Genomic DNA, 22,707 nt, shown 5'->3' with positions numbered 1-22,707 from the left:
AAAATCACTCTCCATATTATATTTATTCAAAGATTATTAAATTAGAGATATTAGACGAAATTAAATCTATTGCTTAGTGACTCGGGCCTGTTCTTTTCTAAGTTTTTCAGGAGTAACATCATCTCCATTCGGATCATAAACCGTAGCATTCAAGAGAATGCTTTGTACAGAACCCCGAAAGATTTGAAGGTATTCTTTGCGAAGATCCGTTTGTTCCATTTTTTCAATTTCAGTTAACCCAACTTCTTTTGCTTTTTTTGCAAGCTGATTAATTCTTTCTAAAATTGTAAGCATGTATATACCTCCCTATGCGAAATTTTCTGATTGTTTTTATCTTTAATTTATTTATCTTGATATAAAGATATAATATTTTTCTATCCATGTCAATACTTTTTCCAAAAGAAAAGAAGATGAACGCTTGAGTTGCTTTTAAAGGTGAAAGAAAAAGCAGCCAGAACACTTAGAGATACCTTTAAGCTATAAGTTGTGTGAAACCTCTTCAAATCAATTACTAGAGCCATAATAAAAAGCCACCAACCAGAATCACTGGCTGATGGCTTTCTTGTCTTACTCAAATGGAGGCGAACTTACACTTTTAAAAACCCTGCGAACTGAGTATAGAAGATAGACCAACATATAGGAAAACATCCATCATTGTGATAGGCTTTATACATCAAACAATAAGGCGTGAATGAATATGTGGCTTATTTGGATACCTCTTATATTATTCTCAGTAGTATTGTTTATAGGATCAATAGTTGGGTATAGAAATACACGGTATGAACGTTTTCCTAACTACATAACACCAACTATAATGCTGCTATTGAGTTTAAGCATTATATATTTATTCGCTGTCCGTGATGAGTCAGGCACAAATACTACAGACAACGTTTACTATCAAAACTGTGACGAGGTACGTAGTGCAGGAGAAGACCCTTTATATTCTGACGAACCTGGCTATCGTCCAGCCTTAGATCGAGATAATGATGGAGTAGCCTGTGAAAGATGACCGATAAATAGAAAAGCTACGCTAACCTCAATTAGTCAGCATAGCTTTTCTATTTAGAGCATACTTCAAACGTCAGACATATAGTCCGCCTGTAAATGTTCCTTAGTTGTTATTGTTGAGAAAATTTATACTTCCCCTAAAGCACTACCAATTTATCTCCTCCTTATGTTAGATCTGGATTGTCCTCAGTATTTCTTTTATAATCATCCATTATTTCATCAACAGTACGGAAATCGGCTGGAAGATAGTAATTAACAGGCAAATTATGTAATTTTAAATGAACAGTATCAAATTGATTATATCCATACCTTGCGAAGTGAGTAATTTCAAATAATCTTTCATCTGGCGGATCTGAATTAATAGTCATTATATATCCCATTGGGGGAAAAGAGATTTCACTTAATGTAGTGATTTTACCAGTATCAAATGAGCCCATACTTGCTAAGCCTGTATATCTCATATATTCACCTGTCATTAGATAAACAAAAATTCTGATATCTGGCTTCATGTAAACCGATTCTGGGTTAAGTACAAATCTAGCCAAATCCCTATTATTTTTGTGGAACGCTTCACCGTTTGTTGAGAAGAACATTGTTAGTATTTGTTTTATAACTCTCAAAGGAAAAATATTAAAAGGGTAATATATTTCTCCGCTGCCTAAACTCATCTGGTTTAAAACCATAGCCTGATATGCCCAATCTATAAAATCGTTTCCGTAATATGCTCCTGTATCATTATTGCATTTTGCGCATAAAGAAAAACTCCCAGCTCCCTTTTGATGTATTTTACCGTTTATTTTTTCTTCAGGCCCTTTATTAGCAAACTGTTCGAAATTAGGTTTAATTATTGGTCTATCATTAAAAGCTCCTTTTGGGGGTATATGTTCAAAGGTTAAGGGACCCTCCTGCCCACATATATGACATATTCCGCTTTTACTGCGTTTTCCCATAATAACCTCCCTGCTAAACTGAAAAATACCCCACCAGCGTATGCCAGCAGGGTATCACCGATGCTTTCGGATTATAGAATTAAGTATAATTTGTTTGGGTGATTTTGTAAATACTATTTTTTCAACGTTGCTGTATTAGTCTTGCCGTTCCAGTCCACCTGAGCGCCCCACGCATCACCTACAGCCCTCAGAGGCACATACGTTGTACCATCGATCATCTTAACGTCAGCGATAGTTTTGCCGTTTACAATAACGTTAACCTTGTCCATTGTCTCATCCTCCTTAGTCTCTGTAACTGGCTTGTTAAACAAGCCCCATTCTGCATTTCTACGCCGTGTCAGACCAGTCAACACCTTACCTCCAGCCTTATCGTACTTCATGATGCTGGCGCCAATCTGAGCCGCTGTACGACCTTTGCACAAGGACTTCAAGTTTCCAGCTCCGCAGTTATAGCAGAAACTTACCAGGGCATCGAATTGATTTTGATTGAGGCTGCCTGTTATCGGCACATAGGCAGGGTTATTGACATAGGACTCATACTCAGCCATATCCTTGACCAACATCGCGTCAGCCTGAGCTTGAGTAATGACGGACTTAGGCTCAACATCTGGACCGTAATGGCCCCATCCAATAGTCCAATACTTCTCAGTGGGTACAGGCTTATATGAATACAGACGGCAGCCTTCAAAATGTTTGATTAAATCAAGACCCGCTTTCGATATCTTCCGCATTACTTGTCAGCTCCCTTCTTACCTTGTTTCACTAGTTGATTACCATAGACAGCAAATGCCCCGGCCAGCACGCCCTGGATAACGGCCTGCGGTCCCCAACCGATCATCCAGACCGTCAGGATAACAGCAACGCCAGTGACGATATATACAATGCTCCAGTCCGGTACTTTAGGTGTTTGCTTAATTCCGATACCGATAACCCAGCAAACAGCCACAACGATCAATAATTTCGGATCAATCAAACTCCATACAGTATTCCAATCCATTTAAAACATCCTCTCTTATTTTGATAGACCCATATAGGCCACAATGGCGGCCATGATTAAGCTGGAGAACGAAGTAATAAGCGGCCCGTAAAATTGACGCTTGACCCACTTTTGATCCTCTTGCATAGCGTCCAAACGGCTGTTTGCGGCTTCAGCTTTACGCAATGCATCTTCAGCAGTAACTTTCCCAGGCTCCAGTAAAGCAAGGCGCGTATGGGCTTCTTCTGCCCGTCTCAGGGCCTCCACAGCGGTTTCCTTAATATCGGCAACGGTGCTAGAAAGCGCAGCGAGTGGTTTTAACGTCTCTTCAATGCGTGCCAGTTGAATCTGAATATCCGTAAGTGCTTTCGTGCTTTCAGCGGACACTTCACTCACCCCTCCGGTATTAGACATGATGTTTCATCCCCTTTCTATATATCTCTCTACAACAAAAAGAGCGCGTCATATAACGCGCCCAGGCATCACCTCCCCCACTCAGTAAGGGACTTTACCGCGGGCCAGCTCATTGCCACCCTCGGCCAGATCGTTAATTTGTTGTTGCAGCGCCCGCAAACGAGCACGTTTTTCCTTATTGCTTATGGACTCATCTTTCTGAACGGCACGAACATCTTCGCGGATCGCCCCCATTTCCTTACTGATCTGTTTCATTTTCTTCCGCAGATTATCATCATACCAAGCGGGAGGCTTCCGCAAAGCAGAATCAGTGTCTGCCTGGTCTAGCTTACCCTTGTATTTGTAAAACTCTGTGCTGATATCGTTACTGAAGACCGGATCAGCGGTAACCTGTTGATTTAAGGCATCACCAAAGTCACCACCGGGAGAGAAAAGCGGCTGCCCAAACTGACCAATGAAGCCTGTATATTGCCGGGCCAGATAATCCAACTGCTTAGGACTTGTACCTGTATGTTCTCCAATCCATGTTGCGATTTTGGTCGTTTTGGCATCGGTCTGTAACTCTGGTGATAAAGATTGCAAATAGCCTGGGACAATTGGCGATCCAGAAAAGGTTTTGTTAGCCGCTAAGTCTGAGAGAGGACCAAGAATTGTCTCGCCACCTACCCCAAGCATCCTATCAATTATGCCGCCCTCTTTCAGCGCCCCTTGTACTCCGGGCGGGGTAAATGTAGTACGGATACGGTCGGCAAAATCCCTAAAGGCTGCCGGATCATCGTCCTGAAACTTACGAAGCAGACGTTCCGGTAGATCCGAAAAGAGAGTACCAAGCTCCTGCGGTTTGGCGATCTTAAAAAATGTGCCATCCCCTTTAGGAATCAGAATGAACGAATCCTTTATCCGGTTACTCAGTTTCTTGTAATTTGGATCATCATGATTCCACATATAAGTTAGAACGCTCGGAATCGTAAGAGCCAAGACAGCTTTCATGATCGCTTTGCCACGAGTTTCTTTCTGTACGTACAGACGTGCAAATTGATCCAAGCCTTGTAAGGCAGCGTTCATGTATGGGAAAGCCTTATCTAAATCGCGGACCAATTTCCCCCGCCGCTTAAAGTTAACCGTTACATCCTGAGCTGCAAAAAGGGCTTTTTGAAGATCATCTGGAGTACCACCTTTGCGTACTCGCTTAAACTCACCTAGACGCGGCGCAGACTCAACCGCGTTTATCATGTTCTCGTAAGCGTAGTACAAGCGCGGAAGTATATCTTTTTTCGCCTTAGGTAACACCGCTGTTTTGCTCTGTTTTAGCAAATTACGATCAGCAGCGATAGGAGAACTATGACCGCCGCCTAACCGTTTGTACTGCTTGTATAGCTCACCATTACGAAGTATCTGAATGGATGCGTCAGCCAGGTCTACGATAAACCGAACTGGGTTGTTGGTTGTTTTGGAAGCTACATAAGCCTGCGGAATATCTCGAAACAGGTTGCGGGTCAAGGAAAACACAGGATTGGCTCCAGTCGTTAACGTCTTCATCTTGTTGGTTAGCCAACCTATTGCATCCATAACAGCATTGGCACCCTGCGGACCAAGGGATGTAACTGCATCTAAGATTTGAGCGTCATGGACTTTTATACGTACCGGGTCACCGTTCATCAATACCCGCACAGTATTGTCGGTGTCCAGTCTATCACGGCGCAGTCTTGCAACATCGTCATCCAAACTCTGCATGAATTTATCTAGTCCATTTTCCTCTAAAATCTCACGGGCTAATTCTTCTTTTGCTTTATCACGAGAAACAACAACCGTGGCTATATCCTTAAATGCTTCAGCATCTTGGTTCAGATTCTTAACAAACTGCTGCATGACCTGGTTGCGCTTGGCCGTCTTTACGTAGGCATCGACGTTTTCAATGGTGGCTTCGATCGGCGAAATGATTTTTTTCTGTGAACCGCCCTTGCTGTAGCCTTTAACTGGATTGGACTGATTTCCATATCCTTGCTTTGCCTTTCCTCCAGGCCCATTACGCTTCTCAAGGCTGGTAAAATAACGTTTGTTTGGTACGTAGTACGGGTTCTCGCGGAACCAAGCTTCTGCCATTTCCTCACTGATTACACCCGTGTCTACCAGCCAAGTATTGACCAAGTTTTGATTGAATTTATACAAATTTTCAGCAGTCTCTTCGAATTCTGGAAACAGTAGTTCATATTCATCGACAATCGCCTGCCCCTTCTCCGGCGTCCATTCTAGCTTATCAGCGAATACCTTTTCTCCGCGATCCCACCGAGTGATAGCATGCTTATTGATAAGGTAGTCTTCAAAATCTACATAAATATTTTTGCTGGTTCGCGTGCCTAGTTCTCCACGTGTAGCACTTTCTACCTTAGCTGCGTTTTTCCCGCCCGGCAAAGTGGACAGCACATCTTGCAGCGAATCCCCAACCACTTCACCAGCGCTATTCACCATTTTGTCAGTGACGATCTGACGGGCAATCACGTCTGACCCACGAGAGGCTAAAGCAAGTTTATGGGTTGATTCCGACGCATCCAGTTTTCTTCCAAGGACTTTTTCTACCATCCTGTCAAAAAGATTGTATGGATGTGTATCATCAACCAAAGCAGTGTATAGGCGATCAGATGAACCTTTCCAACTAAAAGGGTCACGCATCTGACGGGTAACCAATTGCGAACGGGTGGAAGTTGATAAGGAGTCATACGGCTTTGTACGGTTGAACGGCAAGATACCCAAACCACCGCTGTGGTCTTCATACTGCTTTGGCAGAACATAATTCTCGTCCGGCTGAATAGGCGAATTCTCAGGCGCGACCGCTTCCTGCCTTGCCTGTGCTGCTTCCTGCCGGGCCTGCCTTGCACGCATGAACTCAGGAACCGCTGGGTCGTTAATGCTGAAGGTTTCCTGTTTGTTAATGGATTTATCGCTAACACGCGGGCCTGAACCCGTGCCCTCTTGTCTTAACCGGCTCGATACAAGCGGCTGATCCGTAACGTGTAAAGCTGGGTCAATATCTTGCACACCAGCGCGCAAATTATCCCGAGCTGCTGTATAGGCTGCTACTTGTTCGTTGAACCCGCTTGTCTGCCGCCAAGAAGGTACTTGTCCTGCTTCGTCACGGAACCCATTATCAACGCGCTCTTTCGCCAGATTGTATAAATCCTTGTTGCTGGGAGCTTTCCCGTTAGCCCGGTAGAACTCTTGATACCACAGCGGATTTTGAGATGAACGACCAGTGCGGCCAGTAACCTCACCATCTAATCCGCGTTGAAGCTGACCTTGTGACACCCCGCCTCGACTATCACGAGACTGTTTGAGGTATTTATACTCATCAATGACACGCTGACCATACTGGCTTTCCAGCTCTTGCAGACGGGAATTAATCTGCTGTATCTCCCCGCGACCTTCAGCAGCGTTCGCGGTAGAACGACGAGTCTGCGGCGAGCCCTCAGGCAAATCAAACGTAAACGGATTAGCAATTGCCTCATCGCCTGCCTGCTGGACAGATCGGGCTGTCGCCGAATTAATACGAGTTTCCTTTCTACCAACGGGTAGGCTGAGGATTTCAGACATCTCACTGTCAGGGATACCGTTCTTTTTGAACAGCGAACGCCAGCCAGCTCCGACACCTCTGGCCACTACTTCCCCACCAGCTCCGAACGCTGCGCCAAGGGCGGCGTTATGAAGCACTTCCTCACCTGTAGACTGATCCATATTAAGGCCATAGGCCGTATTGCCAATGGCCCCAGTCGCTGCTCCGGTAGCAATCCCTCGAGTAACACGATCAGCAGCGGCAGACGAAACGCCTGGTAATTTAGACGCCTGTCGACTAATCGCATTTATAGCAGCATTACCACCACGAGTAGCAAGAGCACCCTCAGCAGCAGCCATTGGACCAGTCAGCAGGTTTTGACCTTTAACCCCAGGTGCGGCAGGATTAAACGCCATACCAGCTATGCCGCCCACCATGCCCAATTTATCTGCTACCTTATCCGCTGTAGCGTTGCCTGTAGTTGGCATGGTAGAGGCTTTGCCGAGAGACATTTCAGCGCCTGTTGTGATGGTACGACCGACGAAGCGACTTACCGGATTACCTTCTGTAAGCCAGTTAGTGCCCCTTGAAATAGGAGCTAACGTGTACTTGTATAAAGGATTTTCTTCGGCAGTCTTATCAATCTCTTCAGCGTTTTGTTCATACTGCGAGAGGGGCTTAATCGTCTTGCCCGTTGCCGCTCTATAGGTACCTATGGCATCCCGGTTACCCTGGGTTGCTTGAGCAAACGTGGAATTTTCAATGAAGCCTGGGCCAACAATCAGTGCTGGAGGCAGCTTGAGACTGTTCTTTTCGTGATTAGCAGCCTTCCGTTGCATCTCCTTGCCCGCATAGTCCAAGCCTTTAGCCACAAAGTCCTGTACAGCCGGACCTGTTAAGGTGTTTTTTATGTTATTTAATAAAGTAGGAGGAGCTGCATCTTCAACGCGATTACGAACAGCTGCATACTTGCTCTCGCTACCCACCCCCGCAGAACTCGGGTTGCTAGCTCTCGCCAAAACTCGGGCACGTGCCTCTTCGCCCCGTTGCCTGCGGTTACGAACCGCGTCATACTTAGATGCCATGTTAACCCCTCCAATTCTTTGTTATCTTTGCAACATATTTTTGTGTCTCTTTTGGTGCATGTGCCTGTATTGCAGTCCAACTCTTACCGTATTTTTTTATGGCCTTGTTTACATTGCCGGGACCCCAGTTATAAGCTGCAAGCGCCAGTTGATAGTCCCCACCGTATCGTTCAATCTGACCTTTGAGATACCTCGTACCACCATCAATGTTCTGAGCAGGATCATACGGATTGCTTACCCCAAGCCCAGCAGCAGTGCCAGGCATAAGTTGCATTAAGCCAGCAGCCCCCACGCCGCTCCTTGCTCTTGGGTTGTAGCTGCTCTCCGCTTTTATTACCGCATCGACCAGCCCAGCGGGAACACCATGTTTATTCGCTGAGCTGTTAATTATCCCCCGATAGGCTTGCGGCGCACCTAACGAGGTATTCATTTTCCCGAATTTGCCGAATTCGCTTTAGTGAAATCTTCAATTTCTTTCTTTGTCAGCCCCAAAGCTGCAAATATTTGATCCGTTTGAGCATCTGGCAATTCTGCAGCTACTACGTTAAGATACATCTGCTGTCGCTTAGCAGGGTCTGAAGTTATCCGTGTTCCTTCCTTGATGCTCTTTCCATCTGCGTTAGTGGTATAAGTGGGTACTGAAAACAAGCCTTTCATGCTCTGGAGAACTTGATTAGCTGTTAAGCCGCCTTTCGCGCCTGATGGGTTCTCCTGCTTGTAGTCCATATCAACCCACTGACGAAGGTTGTCGTCTTCCTGAAGAGCTAGAGAAGCTTGACGGAATGCTTGGTTATTCTGCTCTTGTAGCCGCTGCAAAGCATACGTCATGCCGAATTGACTAACGTCCCTATCAAATACCTGTCTCCACTGCTGATCGGTAATTGCATCCCGAGCTGTTTGATAAGCAAAGTTTTGATCATATTGACGAACACCTTCGTTAAATTGCTTCGCTTGAAGGTTCTGGTTGAACTGTTGACCTTGAGCCGCCAGATCCTGCGCCTGACCTTGCAAGGTACGAATACCAGGATTAGCAGCACGAGCCGCGGAAGAATTAACGTTCGCACCGTAAGCACTAGGATTAACTCCCAAGGACAATAACTGAGCTCGTGCCCCGTCAGCCTGTGCGCTTAACTGTGCACGTTGTTGAGCCGTAACCCCCGGCGCCTCAGCCTGCTGCTTGAGAGACAGAATGTTATTAACAATATCCTGGGCTCCCTCTGGCATCCAGTTGCCTGTTTCACCAGCTTCCGTGACCTTATTACCAAAGGCCCGCTGATCCTCGCCCTGGTACATCTGTGCAGTGGTTCCAAGGTTCTGGAATTGCTGTTGCTGCTGTGCCTGTTCGTTCTGATAGCGCTGATATGCTTGGCTGACAAGCGAAGGAACAACTTCCGTTTCCACACGCCCCATTTCATTTGCGGCAATCTCGTCGGCTCGATCTGTGGTAATTGTACTGTTCAGGATGCCGCGGCGGTTCATCTCGGCCATGTTCTGATTCGTTCCTGCCTTGATGTTGGACTGTGCCCTTTGCAAAGCAGCTTTGTACTCTGGATCAGATTGAACATCATATGAAAACGGCGTGGCCTGCTTGGTAGCAAGTTGGCGCATCTGCCCCATAAGATCGTTCCCTTGCTGCGTGTTGGCGCTGATCGTATTGACCGGCTTAAATGGCTGCGCTGTTATCGATGGCTTGGTGACAACAGGAAATTGATACCCCAAATTGGAAGTAAGATACTTACGTTGAGCTGTGGTGTCCTGCCCTGCTGCTTCCCGCTGCTGAAGAACCGAAAGAGCACGCTGCGTCTCGTTCTGCTTGAAGCCGGAATTATTAGCAATATTGGATTGAGTCTGTACGAGCTTTTTCTTGAGTGCGGCATTTGCGGTACCGTAATTGGCACCGCCGTTACCGATCTGATTTCGGACAGTTACCATATACCCACACTCCTTTCTGGACAAAATAAAAGGACCCTCGAATGAGAGTCCTTAGTGATTATTTATTTGAAGCCGCAAGCTGTGCTTCTAACTTCGCAATATCTTCATCGTACTTGGAAATTTTATCTTTGTACTCAGCAATTTTTTTGTTGTTTTCTTCTATCATATCTTGTGCATGAGCTAAAGACTTTTTCCGCGTTTCTTGAGTAACAGAGTCCTTGCTAGCCGGAAGATTCGTTAACTCTTCTATTCTTTTGTTGTATTTTACTTGACTATTTTCTGTGTCACTCAATAATCTCTCCCAGAAGGCTTTATCACCCTCTGTCGAGGTTATCATAGCTTTTAAATTTTGTGTGTATATCTGACTGTTTTCAGATTCCAACTGAGCATTCTTTTTTGGTTCTTTCGTTTCAACAGAAGACTCTACACTTGTTTGCGTATCTATTTGAATTGTTTTCCCATCCACTTTCACACCTGCTCCTAAAGAGTCGGATACAGCACGTAATGGCACATGTGCCTTGCCATCAACAACAATTGCATTTTCTGCTAACGCACTGCCGTTGACTTTAACCGTATATTCCCCAGCTACTGTCTGCCCAACTAAAGATTTTATTTGATCCGCAAAGGCACTACCGGCTGTGGCGACAACTACACCGAATAGCATGCCGATGAGTAAATAAGACCACTTTTTCATTTTTAGTTCCCCCGAATAGTAGATTTGCCCTAATTCTACCATTTCCGGGGAACAAGTCAATGATTACTCTGGAGCGCTTGCGGGGATAAACACTGTAGCGACAGTTCTTGTTTTACTAAACAACTTTAAATGCCGTGTACTGTTATCAAAGTTGGCATTAACTATGATGTCATTTTCCATTTTTCCCCTAAGCTCAGCTATAGTCATTTCGAGATCTTTTACATTCTTTATTTCCAGGCCACTTATCTCTAAGGCATTTTCAAAGCTTATAGGCCCTTCAAGATAAGTCACATCATCCACACTTTTAATATGAATGCTCGCCATATTCCCTACATGCAGTCCTTCTGCGTCAGCATATATAGACCCCTTAGGAGAACCATCTTCCATAAACAACAGCGCACCGCCGTCATCTGCCTGCCCCAAGGAAAGGGACTCCCCACCTTTTGGACCATAACCTTTGAGACCTTCAGGGGTAATCGTCACCATAGGATACTGATTCTCAGATGTGGCAATATACGCGCCATAGATTTCCCCGGCTGTCATCTTACCCAAGTCAGCCGTAATGGCGGACAGCTTCTGGACGTTCATCTTAATGGCTGTCACGGTCCCCTGCACAAGAATATCTCCATCAATCTCATTTATGTTCCGAGTGTCCAAGTTATTGAGCAAGTATAATAGCTCTTCCGTTTGGACGACCGCAGCATTGTGGAGCTGCTTAACCAATGACCGGAGCTGATCCACATTGCTCTGACTTATATCCCCCAGACTTGGGTTAACTGTAGAAAGTTGCACGTTAGCCATTTCGTTTCGTCACCTCACGTATAATACGATGTACTTTAGCCCGGCCAATACCGGACAGCTTAAGGCGGTACCAAGTCTCTGGCGTACGAACGATAACCGGTATACGGATACTCTGTATATCCCCGCTGCCGTTACTACTCGTATACACCTGATTCCAGGTACCGCCCTCTGTGCCAGCAGCATAAGCAACGTTTAGCGTAGCACCCGGATCAACGTCCGCTACGATGGTCAGGCGGTTGATCGTCTTCCGGACAGATTCGTCGTCTTCGGAAAATGGCTTTGTCTCAATTGACCACGGGATCTGTTGCCACACGAAAACATTGCCACCCATCTTCATAATCTGCCCGTCTGTTGTACCGAAGTACAATGTCTGCCCATCAAGGAAGAATGATGTTGCTATGAAGCTTACAGGCCACCAGCGCCCGCCCTGCATGTCGTACTTAAGCGTCACGTTTGGCGTAACAGACGTACCCGTTACCAAGCTTAGATACACAAAACGCCCATCTGTGCCGGCGCAACAGTTATGGGCGTATTCCATGTTAATCTGCCTGATGTAATTTCTAATGGGCTCGCTGATCTTGGTCGGAGCAGCTCCACCCATGTAATCATAGAATCCGTCTGGCCCGAGCCAATACAGTGAGTCTCGTGTCGGTACTATGCTCTGTTTGCTTATACAGCCAACCCCATACGGCTGCGTCATGTTGAAGTTGGTTGAATCCTCACCGAACAGCTTATGCATGGTGTTTCGCTTAAACAGAATGACGTGATTGGCGAAAGCAGTCAGTCCACTTGGTTTCTCTCCGTCCGGCGTTTCTACTGTGATCTTTCCGGTACCGACATACTTATCCGTACTCTTCCAATCGTTCACATCCCGCAGGCCCGAGAAGGACAGCAAGTTATCTGATTTATTAGCCAGGAAAAAACGGTTGGAATGCGTCGCCAGATATTCACCTGCAGGTGCATCTGTGACAACGGATGACGACGACCCATCCCACTGCCGCAACAGTCCACCGGCAAAGAAGTACAATTTTGATCCATCGAAGAAGGTGGCTGACTCCCATTGGCGGTTATTATCCACGTCCGCGTATTCATAGACTGGGCTCCATGTCGTCCCTGACAGCTTGTACATGCCCTTACCATTGGTACAATACCAAGCGTCCTTAAACTTGAATATATGGCTTATATGGCCTGTGTGTTGGCTATGTAATGTATGTCCCTCTACCACCTGAAGCGTTGGGTACAGTAGAGAATCCACATTCGACGCAGCCACACACTGGCCGTCTTTAATTTCCGTTGGCTCTATCGCCTGATTGAGACCGTCAGCCAGAGTGGCAACGGCCTGCTTAAGCTTGGAAGGCTTTGCTATCCACGGTTGCATACCGTCACCCCCTATGACTTGATAGCCTCTATTGTTACCTCGTATGGATTTCGAGCTGTATTTACGTTGGCAATTGTCAGCACAATTTTGGAACCCTCCGCGCTGATACCCCAACGGTTAATGCTGATCCGAGCAGCCACACCGATATTCCCGGTGCCGATAACATCCGTGACGGATCCCTGAACATATGACGCATCCCCTGTACCACGCTGCACCAGCAAGAAAACACGGCTGGCATATATGCTACTTGTGGTCGTGTCCTTAAATGAGAGGGTAAAGGTCAATGTCTTTTTGGAGTTGTCCGCGACTGGATCTGTCCAGAACTCATATGACTTCTCGACTCCGTACGCAAGAGAATCTTTAACAGTCCTATACGTACCGATATTGTTATATACCGAGATATCACCCGTGGCCGTTATCATAGCCCCTTTAGCGCCTTTGTCCATGTCATTGCCTGAGAACACCACGCCCGTATTGCCCGAACCCGTTAACAGGTGTGTAGGCTTGGTATTGTCCTCCCAGTAATTCAGCGTAAATACATTGCCATCAAAGGCTATATTTGTACAGTTGGTCATGCGCAAATGCGTTTGTTGCCAATCATTCGGGTTTGAATATCCGGACGCCATCAAAACGTTACCTGTAAACGTTAAATCCTTCGCCCCAATCATATAGATGCCTTCGTTTTCTGCTCTATCAAACGTATTTCCAACAAAGGTGGAACGTTGTGTATTCGTAAGAGAAATATGCCGATCGTTGTATTCAATCTTGTTGTTTACAATGTTACAAGCAGACCCGTTGAAGACCAATCCGGTTTTGCAAGTGTAAATGAAGTTATCAAACACTTTGCTGTCATACATCAAGTTGATACCCGTATTGTTGTTGAAAATACCATTATTGCTAATCTGCCATTGTTGCCCTTGTGTAATTCCAGTGTCGTAGCCAATAGCCGTATCAAATCCAGCCCATTGGCAATTAGATATCTGAAGCAACCGAACCGACGCATCTATTCCGTGTGTTACGCGGTTCTGCCCTACGAGAGTAAGATTATGGATACCGATGTGGCTGGCACCATTGGCACGAAACAATAGCGCATCGCCTATCCTTGATATGATTTGAGAAGGACCCAAGGTGTACTCATAGTCAAAGGTGCGATTCACGCCGACAAATGAAATGTTGTCGTACAACTTTAGCTCCCCACTATAATATTTACCTGCAGGAAATAACACATATCCGCCCACAAGCCTAAGCGCTTCAATGGCTGCTTGGATCGCTGCCGTATCGTCCGTAACTTTATCCCCAACAGCACCAAAATCCTTTACATTCACAAATGCTCCGTCTGACGTAGAAAAGCCAATCTGTGCAATCTTCTTCCCGTACCCGCCTACAAATTTGGCATTGTCACCAAAGTAATAGACATTGTCGTCGTTGTTAATCAGCCGGACATGGTAATCCCCATGCGGGAAGTAGATAGCACGCCTACCCTCGGTGTTCGCCATATCTACCAAAGCCTGCAGCTGGTTCGTTACATCCGATCCATCAGGAAAAACACCATACGCCGTAGCAATATAGAAGGCATCGCCGAACTGGCGTTTAACCAGGTCTGCATTACGATACTGGGCTGCAATCATTAAGCTCGCTTGATTCATACCAAATAACCCCCCATCACATTTTCAATGAATGGATAGTCCGGGGTCTCGTGAATGACTCGCTTAAAATCGGTCAGCAGGTCATTGAATTTGGCGGTATAGTTGTTGACCATATCAGCATCGTTGAAGCCCTCGCATATCTGCGCCAGAGCACCATACACAAGCAGCATATGGTAATCATCGTCCAAGTCTGGTGCTACTTTCAAAGCCGATTCCAGCAATGGCTTAGGCTCCTTGTAATAGCTGATGATCATTGCCCCAGGTGCGTCTTCCTCCGGCGTAGGATAGATGCCCAGCTCGTCGCTTTCAGTGACATAATAAAAAGGACAATCTGCCTGTCCCTTCACACCGTAGTAGACATATTCCTTATCACCCACCACGACGTCAATGATGTTGCTGAGCTTCGCAGGCATAGGGTAAGCGAACACGCCACCCAGGATATCATAGGCAACCATCGTATTGACCCTTACATACCTGCGGAACAGCTCCCCTTGAAGCGTATTAAGCTTCCGAATGACACTGGCATTAGGCAGACCGTGCGGGTACTTCTCCGCAATTTCGTCCAAAATCTCCTGTAGTAACAAGGTACCACCCCGCCTAATTAGTTAATCTTTAATTCTTTTTTCACAGATTCACGAATCCGTTTGTTGACCTCTTGTGTCTTGGTATAGCTTTCACGCCAGATGTCGCGGATCACTTCCGGTACCTCAACCTCAACCCCACGAGGGATGGTATAGACAATACCGTTCCACACTACTGGCACAACATCGTCTGGGTTGTTTGGGTCCTCGGGAATAGTCATGGTGACTTTCTTCATTTTTGCCAACTGTTTTTTATAATCCTTTTCCTCGCGGGCAATCTGACTTTCCAACTTCTTTTCCAGATCCGCTGCTTTCTTCTGATTTTCGGCTGCTGCCTTTTTGTCCTCTTCCTCAGCTCCAACACTTACATTTGTTTCATCCGACATATAATTGCCCTCCTATAAATTAAAAGAGGAGCCGTAGCCCCTCCAGAATGTTTTTATTAGACTGTCGCACCTGATTCCATACGGACTAAGCAGAGTTCATTAATACGTAGCGTGGCAAATACGGATTTCCAAGCCACTGTATTGAACTGGTTCATTGGGTCAGCAGAACCAGCGGAACCAGCACCGTGAACGATGATCTCCGGTTTAGAGCTGCCTTCAATGTCTGGCACGCCATAAGCGCCGCGACCAATAAATAAGGTAGCAAATACATCGGCACCAGATGCACCAGCAGCCGGATACTTCATACCATTATCCACCTCAATAAAGTACACGCCGTACATCTTACCGATAATGCCGTCTACGAAATCGCTCTTTGCATTCTCCACGTTTGCCTTCTCCCACTGCGGCATCTGCATGAGATCCATTGCCACATCCGTATGAACAAAGGCAATGTATCCACGACCACGACCAGGGATGTTAATAGGCTTCACTTTGTTCCGCTTCAGCGTCCGACGCGCACGCAAGATATCAATTGCTTTGACCGTATCTGATGCGGTAAGAGTGGCACGTGTAGCCTTGCCATTCGCATACTGCACGTTCGTGCCAGCGTAAATGACATCGCGAACAACAGTATCAGACGATTCCCCAGCATGCTCACCCATCAATTCGGACGTTTCTGTAAGCACGGGGTCAAGGCCGACCAAATCCAAGAAGTCAGAGATTTTCGTCCACGCTCCATACGTTTGCACCGTGGCGGTAACGGCTGTGATATCCAAGTTTACGGCATCCGGTGTGACGCCCTCTGTAACGGCCGTGGTGGAAACGGCCAAACTATTCAGTCTACGCCATTGAGCTGTAGCCCCCGAACGTTTAGGAATGTTCTTCTTTTCGCCGTATTTCATGTACACGAGTTCCGGCAGCAAACGATCCAGCATCGCAGTTTGATAGAACGTTGCGTTCTCCGCAGATAGTTGGTTAGTGCCTGTAGTATTGTTATAGGATTGTACTTGTGTTGCCATTTAAAATCATCCTCTCTTAAAGTGAAGTTCGCCTTCCGGCTTTGACCTCTGCTATCATTTTTCGTTGATCCTCTTTAGACAGAGCAGCAAAACCTGTCTTATGCTCAGCGCCTTCAGCTCCAAGCGCACCTGGCGTACTGTTGGCATTCTCTTGTAGCTTGCGGATAGTGTCCGCTTCCGTCTGCTTGCTGATGTTGGCTAGCTTGTCTTCAAAGGTAACAAGCTTGTAGGCATCCTCTAAGCGGTATCCTGTTTCGATGGCCTTCTGAATGATGGCCTCTTGATACTGTCCAAAGTCAGGGTATTGCTTGGTCAGATCCGCAATCTCCCGCTCCACACGAAGCAGCTCTTTTTCTTCTCGGACGGACTGCATTTCCTGTTCGTACTGGGTCAGCTTTTCCCGTAACGGGGCTAGGTGTTCCAGCACTACCTGTTCGTCCACACCAAGGCGCTGTGCTTCGGCAGCAATCTCTTGCTCATGTTCATACCGATCAAGGGCAGCCATGTATTGGTCTACATCCTGAAAGCCGTACAGCTTAGCTACACGCTCCAGATTCTTCTGGGTAGAGCCATATTGACTCTCATATCGTTCCTGAAGCTTGGCCTCTCTACGAGCAATCTCTGCCGTGATGATCGGGCCATAATCTTTATTATCCTCTCCACCCTGAGCGGCGACCTCAGATGATGCTGCGCCCGGATCGGTGGCTGTAGTTTCCGTTTGCTGTTGTCCTTCTTGTTGTTCCCCGGCGACAGGAACCTCTACGCCCGATTGGCCTTGCAATTGTTCTTCATCCATAGCGATCCTCCTGCTGTGCGACGACCACAGCCATTACGTCCGAATTTTGAAAATAGAATAGGCTCCCGCAGTCTCAGCGGAAGCCCGATATTGAAATCCTATTAAGGTGCGATATGTCCCGCTGCCCGAAGGTTGGTAAGCAGGGTATTGAAGTTGGCCACCAACCCAGCAACGTCTGTTGCAGCACTATTGGCCTGTGCAGCAGCTTGCTTGACGATACCAGCGGTTGCTGTGGTAGCGGTAGTAACACCGATTGCTGTACGACCTGCGGCGGCATCGGTTGCACCCATAAGGGCTTTACCTACCGTTGTTGCGTCACTCACCTCTGCAATCTTAGGCAGCCAGTTACCCGCTTTAGCATCCGTTGCCCCTGTCCCAACTCTAGGCGCAAACGTTGAAGGCTTGCCCGTGATGCCGCTCCAAGGAACAGAATCAGCAGCTCCTGTCTTCGGAATAATGGTGGCCACCACATCGATCTGATTGGTATACGCAGAATCCGGGTTAACCGTTTGGGCTGTGAACTCCGTGAAGCTCATCTCTTTAATGACCGTCTTGTCTCGATCCAGTGTAATACTGTCAGAACCAATTGTAATTTTGATAGGCTCTGCTCCACTGTTGCGAATCTGAATTTTGTCCTGAGCCTCGGGGTATGTCCAAGTAATCGGGTCCTTGCTTACCGTGTCTAAGAATGTGGTGAGACGTTCACCGGAAGATTGTCCAATAGCTGGTGCTGTTACGGTTGGCATATTAATCATCTCCTTTATTTAGTTACAGGCGGCTGCCTCATAGCTGCCTGTTGTAATTGGGTTTGTGCTTTGACTTGCTCCAGCTCCATGCGGTTTGCATGGTCTTGCTGCTTAAGCGCCAACTGTTGTTGCAACTGTGCTTGTTGGGCGGCTGCCGGATCTTCCTGCGGCTGCTGTGCCTGCATCTGTTGCATAGCGGCTTCTTGTGCGGCCTGTTGCTGTTGTCGCTCTTCGATCCGTTTAAGTAAGCGGTCTTTGAATGGAATAACATTCTTAGGCGCGAACTCCAGGTAATCTTCTAGCGTGATCTTTTCACCATCGAACAGCTTATCAAGGGAAGACATCATAAGCTCCTCAGAATATGTGGATGCTGGACCAACGTCTATTTTTAGGTTGAGCTCAATGCCAGCGTAATCAGAACCCTTAAAATCCTGCGAGTACTCTTCCCCGTCATCGTCCTTCAAATTGACACGTCGGGTGGTATTGTAACGGACCTTCCAAAACTGTTCCCATACTCTGCCGATATCCTCTATCGCACGGTAGAACCGCTTTTTGATGGACTCAATTGGTACGCCAGCAGCCTTTTGCAACAGCATAATGGCCGAAGCGTTAAGGTTGCCACTGGATATATCCCCAGTACTTGCATCCTGGGCACTTGAAAGCATCTTGGTGTAGTCAATGAATGCTTCAACCAGTCCTTTTGCCAAAGGAGATACAGGTCCCGGTGTAAGGTAATCAATAGACCGCTGTCCCGGGGGCGACTGATCCGGTATAGCTTGGCTCGGGTCATTGTTCAAGCTCTTAGCATCAATGAAGTTAGGGTTATAGACCACCTTAGGCCAGCCCGTGAGCTGCACAGACAGGAGCTGCATAGCCATGAGGAAGTTAATAGCCTTCTGATTCGGAATAATGCCTTCTGCATCTCCCACCCCATGAATGGCCTTCTTCCTGCGTTCCCACTGCATGACAACAATAGGGTACAGTACAAAACCTGTATCCGTCTTGGGCTTAACCGTTTGCCCCGCTGCCTCTTTGGAGAAGAAGATTTTGCCGTCCTCTTTCCAATACTTTGTCAGCAACGTAACCTTTTCAGATCCGTCCAATTCCCGCTTAGCTGAATCGTATGCCTCGGCTTGCGTCTCCTTATCAGCGTTAATCATCAGCACCTTTTCAGCAGACAAATTATTCGCCTTAGCTTCTTTCCTCACCGCATCCAACGACTCCCGGCTACTGATAATAATGTAAGGCTGCTTCTGCACCTTACGATGTTGCGGATTACCGAAAAACACATTGATTGGGTCCAGTACTTCGCCTACCATTTCGCCCTGGTATGGTCGAATCAGCCCGCCCTTTACTTCATTATCCCAGTAATAGTGCCAGATACCAGTACCCGTATTGGAGCAGCTTTCTAGTGATTCCTCGTTCAACTCGTCCTGCTTTAAGTTCTCCCACGTTGTGGCAGAAAAGCGAGTAAATAGGTCGCCAGCTTCCTGAGCCCGTTGCGCAGCGGCTTCTTCATTCTCCGGCATGCCGTTAACATTCTCCTGGGCGCTGAACAGCATATTGACGTTCTCATTCATTACGCTACTGACCTTATGATTCTGGATGTACCGTACGATGTTGAACACTGGACGCGGGAGCGTTTTAGTTTTAGCTGTTGGAGCAGGCCACTGATCCCCCGCCTTAAAGCGTTCATACTCCGGCCAGGCATCGGTGAATCCCATCTGTTTCAGGTAGTTCAATCCGGCCTTGTACTGCTTCTGTATCGTAGTTTCCTCAGCTATCTGCATTGCCACGCGGCGTCACCCCATTCATCCATTCATCTAGTACGCTTTGACCAAATATATCAGCCACAGCCTTTTGAGCTGCCGCAATAGGATTGGTCGCCTGAAGCTCTGTATCGGGTGGGCGGCTGTATGTGTACTGGCCTACCATGTCACGCAGCGTCTTGTTAATCAGCTTTACTGTCTCTTCCTCAAGGTTGGGAAGCATAAGCAAGTTACCGATCACAATCATTTCATTTACCACGTAAGAAAACCTCCTTCATCGTCATCATCGCTGGACTGGAATGGGAATGGCAAAGGCTTAGCTTCAACCGGATCATCCCGAACAATAAAGCTTTGTTGGCTGCGGATCTCATTGGCGATCATGTCCGATATAAGAACATCATCATGTTTGCCGTTCTCAGCATCCGGCCGCCCGTTCTCGTCATAAACAAATGTCAGGCACTCTTGCAGGAAAGTAATATCGACGAACAGATCTATGTTGTCCTCGATCAGACTGATCTCTTTATCGATAATAAGCGGCCGTGTATTGCCATCCGTCTTCCATCCCTGCTTAGCCTGGACTTGTTTGGTCATGCTGTCATACCGCTGCCGCATGTACTGCTTGGGATACTTGAGCCTTACCAGCTCTTCGATTGGAGCCGTGTTGAAGTTAATCTCAATACCAATAAGCGCATTGTTGAAGTAACGGCCCATACAGTACATCTGCCAGGTGAACGGCTTACTGTTGCTCAGCTCCATATGAAGCGTAGCGCAGCGCTTTCCGGTCACATTGTTAATGACCGTCCCGGCGTACTTGTCCTTGCCCTCGCCCTTGGTGTCGCCACCGATCACATATGGATATCGGGGCTGCACATCCTGATACAGCGTGATGTACCCATCCTTTGCATCGACCCACTCGATTGATTCGTCGAGTATCTTGTCCTGGGTATCAGGGTCATTCCACTTGAAACGAAAATAGCCCCGTCTCGGGGGCTGCTGAGCGTATACACGCTTGAGATATTCAATTCGCATTACAATGATCTCTTGATTGAACACGCAAAGCCCGGAAGCAAGGAATGCTTCATGTGGCGAACAAGGATACTCCTGCTTAATCATGTCTTTATTGATGTAGCCGTCATACTTGACGTAATACCAATAGATTTGTGACCATTCCAGCTCAATCGTATCCAGTAGCCAACGGCATCGTTCCCATATCCACCCCGCAGCTCCAGCAACTTGATCGCGGAACCACTTCTCACGTTCAGGGCTTTCGAATGACATACGGTATTCGCGAGTCAACCACCAAGCAAAGAAGCAATTCTCCCAGGTCTCACTGTCCCACAGGTCCTTATACTCGTTGTATCCGTTGGCGGTAGACTCGTATATCTGTATGGCATCCTTGGTCAAAGCCTCGCCCAGCCCAGCCTGTACGCCGCTGATCCCGTCACGCCAGAAGGCAACCTCTGACCCGTGGAAGAAGTTAATCGTACGGGAACGGCCCATGTTCCGGCTGGCCGTCTTGATCTCCCACGAGCTGTGCAGCTTATCGAATAGGAGCTGCTTACGGTTGTTGAACTTCTCAGTGGGCTTGATCGCATCCGGCAGGGCATTGTACGGATACTTGGCCTTATTCTCGAAGATCGCGGAACTGTTGCCATCTTCATCGGCAGCCGTGAAGCCCTCGAAGTTCTTACGGGTTATGGTGCAAGCGAGCTGATAAGCCGTGATGAAGGAAGTAAAGCCCTGTTGCCTGCCCTTGAGAACAAGAAAACGAAGGTGTAACCGCCTGCCAGCTTTGAACTCTTCTATGGCCGTGTTGAGCTTTTCACAAAACATGCGCTGCGCGTCATTCATGAAAAACGGGCTTGTGCGCTTATCCTTATCGACAATAACGAACAGCATTTCTATAAGATGCTCGGGATGGTCACGGACCTCGGCCCGTACCTCTGGATGTTCGATCAGGTAAAGCGCAACGGACTCGCGATAAGCCTTATCTTGTTCAACATCATGGCTTTGTTCCCACAGCTCTCGACGACGGTCAATGATTCGTTGGCAGGTAATCATAGCAAATCCTCCAGCTTAGAAGCCTTTACATTCGCATCCAACTCTTTTTTATCCCGCCACACATCAGGCCTACGATTCTTGAGCCAGAATATTTGTGCAGTCACATCCGGTTGAACCTCTTTCGTGACACGCTTGGTTTCCACCATAATCGTCTTATATTCTCCGGTCTCTTCGTCCAGCTCCCTGGACGCCTCTTTGGTTACCTCATCGTATCGGTAACCCATAGCCCGCTTAAGCAGCGAATTCTCCACTTGCACGTCAACGACTTCCTGCCCTCTTTTTAGGGCTTCCGTTAATTCCGGGTATTTGTTCTTATACTCAGAAAAAGAGGACATCGCCACCCCAAGTTTCTTGGCAATATCCTCCTGAATCATCCCATCACGCGCCCATGCTTCAATAAGCAGGAGCTTGGGTTCAACGTGGGTTTGATATTTACTTTTCCGTCCTCCTGCCATCACAATTCAGCTCCTCTCAAAAGATAGTTAAAATCACAAAAGAAAAAGGAGCCTTTCGGCTCCCTCCTGATATTTTATGGCAGAAATATCATATTACTTATTACACCTTAAAGATCACGCATAAACCAGTTTGGAGGCTGCTTGTTCATCAGCGGATTCTTTAAAACCAACCGTGAGACCAAGTGCCATGCCAACTTTGATCACTGTTTCAATGGATGGTACAGAAGTCGATGTTTCCAATCGCGCAATTTGCGCCTGCGTAACGCCCGCTCTTTCAGCTACTTCGCGCTGAGTGAGACCAAGCTCTTTACGTCTTTTAACGATCGCATTCACCATACGTGCCATCTCAGAAATTACTTTCTTTTCATGATCTGTTTTGTAGGTCAATTTACTTTTAAGGTCGGACCAAGTTTTAAATTTATTATCTTCCATTTATGTTTTCACCTCCACTAAGCCGGAATTT

The 22,707-nt window shown here is 47.0% G+C and carries 22 protein-coding genes and 1 pseudogene; 1 reads left to right on the top strand and 22 read right to left on the bottom strand.

All coding sequences use genetic code 11. The annotated features are described in order from the left end of the window. Positions 1-66 precede the first annotated feature (66 nt). Positions 67-294 (bottom strand): DUF896 domain-containing protein, encoded by a 228-nt coding sequence (locus MHI21_RS01250; protein WP_342419259.1) that lies wholly within the window; start codon positions 292-294, stop codon positions 67-69. Between the two features lie 586 nt (positions 295-880). Between MHI21_RS01250 and MHI21_RS01245 the strand changes: the two are divergent. Continuing rightward, positions 881-1,009, top strand: a pseudogene (locus tag MHI21_RS01245) (excalibur calcium-binding domain-containing protein); the annotation flags it as partial. 163 nt (positions 1,010-1,172) lie between these two features. Here the strand turns inward: MHI21_RS01245 and MHI21_RS01240 are convergent. The 21 genes from MHI21_RS01240 to MHI21_RS01140 all read right to left on the bottom strand — a co-directional run bounded on the left by MHI21_RS01240 (position 1,173) and on the right by MHI21_RS01140 (position 22,676). Next, positions 1,173-1,958 carry a hypothetical protein gene (locus tag MHI21_RS01240; protein ID WP_342419258.1) on the bottom strand — a complete coding sequence of 262 codons (786 nt, stop codon included), beginning with the start codon at positions 1,956-1,958 and terminating at the stop codon, positions 1,173-1,175. 113 nt (positions 1,959-2,071) lie between these two features. Then, positions 2,072-2,689: a glycoside hydrolase family protein gene (locus MHI21_RS01235; RefSeq protein ID WP_342419257.1), complete on the bottom strand. Its 618-nt coding sequence runs from the start codon at positions 2,687-2,689 to the stop codon at positions 2,072-2,074. Then, positions 2,689-2,955: a phage holin family protein gene (locus MHI21_RS01230; protein WP_342419256.1), complete on the bottom strand. Its 267-nt coding sequence runs from the start codon at positions 2,953-2,955 to the stop codon at positions 2,689-2,691. Before MHI21_RS01230 ends, MHI21_RS01235 begins: the two co-directional genes overlap by 1 nt. 15 nt (positions 2,956-2,970) lie before the next feature. Beyond that, on the bottom strand, positions 2,971-3,348 hold the full coding sequence (locus MHI21_RS01225) for an alanine-zipper protein (RefSeq protein ID WP_342419255.1): 378 nt from the start codon (positions 3,346-3,348) through the stop codon (positions 2,971-2,973). A gap of 81 nt (positions 3,349-3,429) precedes the next feature. Further along, positions 3,430-7,980 carry an LPD38 domain-containing protein gene (locus tag MHI21_RS01220; RefSeq protein ID WP_342419254.1) on the bottom strand — a complete coding sequence of 1,517 codons (4,551 nt, stop codon included), beginning with the start codon at positions 7,978-7,980 and terminating at the stop codon, positions 3,430-3,432. A 1-nt stretch (position 7,981) separates the two neighbouring features. Then, a complete protein-coding gene (locus MHI21_RS01215; protein ID WP_342419253.1) occupies positions 7,982-8,410 on the bottom strand; it encodes a lytic transglycosylase domain-containing protein in 429 nt (142 codons plus the stop codon). After that, positions 8,407-9,912 carry a hypothetical protein gene (locus MHI21_RS01210; protein WP_342419252.1) on the bottom strand — a complete coding sequence of 502 codons (1,506 nt, stop codon included), beginning with the start codon at positions 9,910-9,912 and terminating at the stop codon, positions 8,407-8,409. The genes MHI21_RS01215 and MHI21_RS01210 overlap by 4 nt, the downstream gene beginning before the upstream one ends. Positions 9,913-9,970: 58 nt before the next feature. Continuing rightward, entirely contained in the window at positions 9,971-10,606 is a 636-nt protein-coding gene (locus MHI21_RS01205) for a stalk domain-containing protein (RefSeq protein ID WP_342419251.1), read from the bottom strand. Between the two features lie 63 nt (positions 10,607-10,669). Continuing rightward, positions 10,670-11,407, bottom strand: a complete 738-nt coding sequence (locus tag MHI21_RS01200) for a hypothetical protein (protein ID WP_342419250.1) — start codon at positions 11,405-11,407, stop codon at positions 10,670-10,672. Continuing rightward, on the bottom strand, positions 11,400-12,785 hold the full coding sequence (locus tag MHI21_RS01195; protein WP_342419249.1) for a hypothetical protein: 1,386 nt from the start codon (positions 12,783-12,785) through the stop codon (positions 11,400-11,402). The genes MHI21_RS01200 and MHI21_RS01195 overlap by 8 nt, the downstream gene beginning before the upstream one ends. 11 nt (positions 12,786-12,796) lie before the next feature. Further along, the gene (locus MHI21_RS01190; protein WP_342419248.1) at positions 12,797-14,431 is read right to left on the bottom strand and encodes a glycosyl hydrolase family 28-related protein; all 1,635 of its coding nucleotides are present in this window, start codon (positions 14,429-14,431) and stop codon (positions 12,797-12,799) included. Next, on the bottom strand, positions 14,428-15,015 hold the full coding sequence (locus tag MHI21_RS01185; RefSeq protein ID WP_342419247.1) for a hypothetical protein: 588 nt from the start codon (positions 15,013-15,015) through the stop codon (positions 14,428-14,430). Before MHI21_RS01185 ends, MHI21_RS01190 begins: the two co-directional genes overlap by 4 nt. A 17-nt stretch (positions 15,016-15,032) precedes the next feature. Continuing rightward, positions 15,033-15,398, bottom strand: coding sequence for a hypothetical protein (locus MHI21_RS01180; RefSeq protein ID WP_342419246.1), 366 nt, complete (start codon positions 15,396-15,398; stop codon positions 15,033-15,035). Positions 15,399-15,454: 56 nt separating this feature from the next. After that, complete coding sequence (locus MHI21_RS01175) at positions 15,455-16,417, bottom strand: N4-gp56 family major capsid protein (protein WP_342419245.1); 963 nt, start codon at positions 16,415-16,417, stop codon at positions 15,455-15,457. Positions 16,418-16,433: 16 nt separating this feature from the next. Next, positions 16,434-17,213, bottom strand: coding sequence for a hypothetical protein (locus MHI21_RS01170; protein ID WP_342419244.1), 780 nt, complete (start codon positions 17,211-17,213; stop codon positions 16,434-16,436). Positions 17,214-17,314: 101 nt separating this feature from the next. Beyond that, positions 17,315-17,959: a head fiber protein gene (locus tag MHI21_RS01165; RefSeq protein WP_342419243.1), complete on the bottom strand. Its 645-nt coding sequence runs from the start codon at positions 17,957-17,959 to the stop codon at positions 17,315-17,317. A gap of 14 nt (positions 17,960-17,973) precedes the next feature. Next, positions 17,974-19,755, bottom strand: a complete 1,782-nt coding sequence (locus tag MHI21_RS01160; RefSeq protein ID WP_342419242.1) for a hypothetical protein — start codon at positions 19,753-19,755, stop codon at positions 17,974-17,976. After that, positions 19,736-19,987 carry a hypothetical protein gene (locus tag MHI21_RS01155; protein WP_342419241.1) on the bottom strand — a complete coding sequence of 84 codons (252 nt, stop codon included), beginning with the start codon at positions 19,985-19,987 and terminating at the stop codon, positions 19,736-19,738. Before MHI21_RS01155 ends, MHI21_RS01160 begins: the two co-directional genes overlap by 20 nt. Next, positions 19,981-21,789: a hypothetical protein gene (locus tag MHI21_RS01150; RefSeq protein ID WP_342419240.1), complete on the bottom strand. Its 1,809-nt coding sequence runs from the start codon at positions 21,787-21,789 to the stop codon at positions 19,981-19,983. Before MHI21_RS01150 ends, MHI21_RS01155 begins: the two co-directional genes overlap by 7 nt. Further along, positions 21,786-22,244: a transposase gene (locus MHI21_RS01145; RefSeq protein ID WP_342419239.1), complete on the bottom strand. Its 459-nt coding sequence runs from the start codon at positions 22,242-22,244 to the stop codon at positions 21,786-21,788. The genes MHI21_RS01150 and MHI21_RS01145 overlap by 4 nt, the downstream gene beginning before the upstream one ends. A 114-nt stretch (positions 22,245-22,358) precedes the next feature. Continuing rightward, positions 22,359-22,676, bottom strand: a complete 318-nt coding sequence (locus MHI21_RS01140) for a helix-turn-helix transcriptional regulator (RefSeq protein WP_342416260.1) — start codon at positions 22,674-22,676, stop codon at positions 22,359-22,361. Positions 22,677-22,707 lie beyond the last annotated feature (31 nt).

It is taken from the genome of Paenibacillus sp. FSL H8-0168 (genome assembly GCF_038592955.1).
Lineage (GTDB): Bacteria > Bacillota > Bacilli > Paenibacillales > Paenibacillaceae > Paenibacillus > Paenibacillus polymyxa_B.
This window is presented reverse-complemented; position numbering and strand designations above follow the sequence as displayed.

Excerpts from the sequence above, each read along its gene's own strand:
- MHI21_RS01250 (WP_342419259.1), bottom strand. The coding sequence starts at position 294 with ATGCTTACAATTTTAGAAAGAATTAATCAGCTTGCAAAAAAAGCAAAA.
- MHI21_RS01240 (WP_342419258.1), bottom strand. The coding sequence starts at position 1,958 with ATGGGAAAACGCAGTAAAAGCGGAATATGTCATATATGTGGGCAGGAG.
- MHI21_RS01235 (WP_342419257.1), bottom strand. The coding sequence starts at position 2,689 with ATGCGGAAGATATCGAAAGCGGGTCTTGATTTAATCAAACATTTTGAA.
- MHI21_RS01230 (WP_342419256.1), bottom strand. The coding sequence starts at position 2,955 with ATGGATTGGAATACTGTATGGAGTTTGATTGATCCGAAATTATTGATC.
- MHI21_RS01225 (WP_342419255.1), bottom strand. The coding sequence starts at position 3,348 with ATGTCTAATACCGGAGGGGTGAGTGAAGTGTCCGCTGAAAGCACGAAA.
- MHI21_RS01220 (WP_342419254.1), bottom strand. The coding sequence starts at position 7,980 with ATGGCATCTAAGTATGACGCGGTTCGTAACCGCAGGCAACGGGGCGAA.
- MHI21_RS01215 (WP_342419253.1), bottom strand. The coding sequence starts at position 8,410 with ATGAATACCTCGTTAGGTGCGCCGCAAGCCTATCGGGGGATAATTAAC.
- MHI21_RS01210 (WP_342419252.1), bottom strand. The coding sequence starts at position 9,912 with ATGGTAACTGTCCGAAATCAGATCGGTAACGGCGGTGCCAATTACGGT.
- MHI21_RS01205 (WP_342419251.1), bottom strand. The coding sequence starts at position 10,606 with ATGAAAAAGTGGTCTTATTTACTCATCGGCATGCTATTCGGTGTAGTT.
- MHI21_RS01200 (WP_342419250.1), bottom strand. The coding sequence starts at position 11,407 with ATGGCTAACGTGCAACTTTCTACAGTTAACCCAAGTCTGGGGGATATA.
- MHI21_RS01195 (WP_342419249.1), bottom strand. The coding sequence starts at position 12,785 with ATGCAACCGTGGATAGCAAAGCCTTCCAAGCTTAAGCAGGCCGTTGCC.
- MHI21_RS01190 (WP_342419248.1), bottom strand. The coding sequence starts at position 14,431 with ATGAATCAAGCGAGCTTAATGATTGCAGCCCAGTATCGTAATGCAGAC.
- MHI21_RS01180 (WP_342419246.1), bottom strand. The coding sequence starts at position 15,398 with ATGTCGGATGAAACAAATGTAAGTGTTGGAGCTGAGGAAGAGGACAAA.
- MHI21_RS01175 (WP_342419245.1), bottom strand. The coding sequence starts at position 16,417 with ATGGCAACACAAGTACAATCCTATAACAATACTACAGGCACTAACCAA.
- MHI21_RS01170 (WP_342419244.1), bottom strand. The coding sequence starts at position 17,213 with ATGGATGAAGAACAATTGCAAGGCCAATCGGGCGTAGAGGTTCCTGTC.
- MHI21_RS01165 (WP_342419243.1), bottom strand. The coding sequence starts at position 17,959 with ATGCCAACCGTAACAGCACCAGCTATTGGACAATCTTCCGGTGAACGT.
- MHI21_RS01150 (WP_342419240.1), bottom strand. The coding sequence starts at position 21,789 with ATGATTACCTGCCAACGAATCATTGACCGTCGTCGAGAGCTGTGGGAA.
- MHI21_RS01145 (WP_342419239.1), bottom strand. The coding sequence starts at position 22,244 with ATGGCAGGAGGACGGAAAAGTAAATATCAAACCCACGTTGAACCCAAG.
- MHI21_RS01140 (WP_342416260.1), bottom strand. The coding sequence starts at position 22,676 with ATGGAAGATAATAAATTTAAAACTTGGTCCGACCTTAAAAGTAAATTG.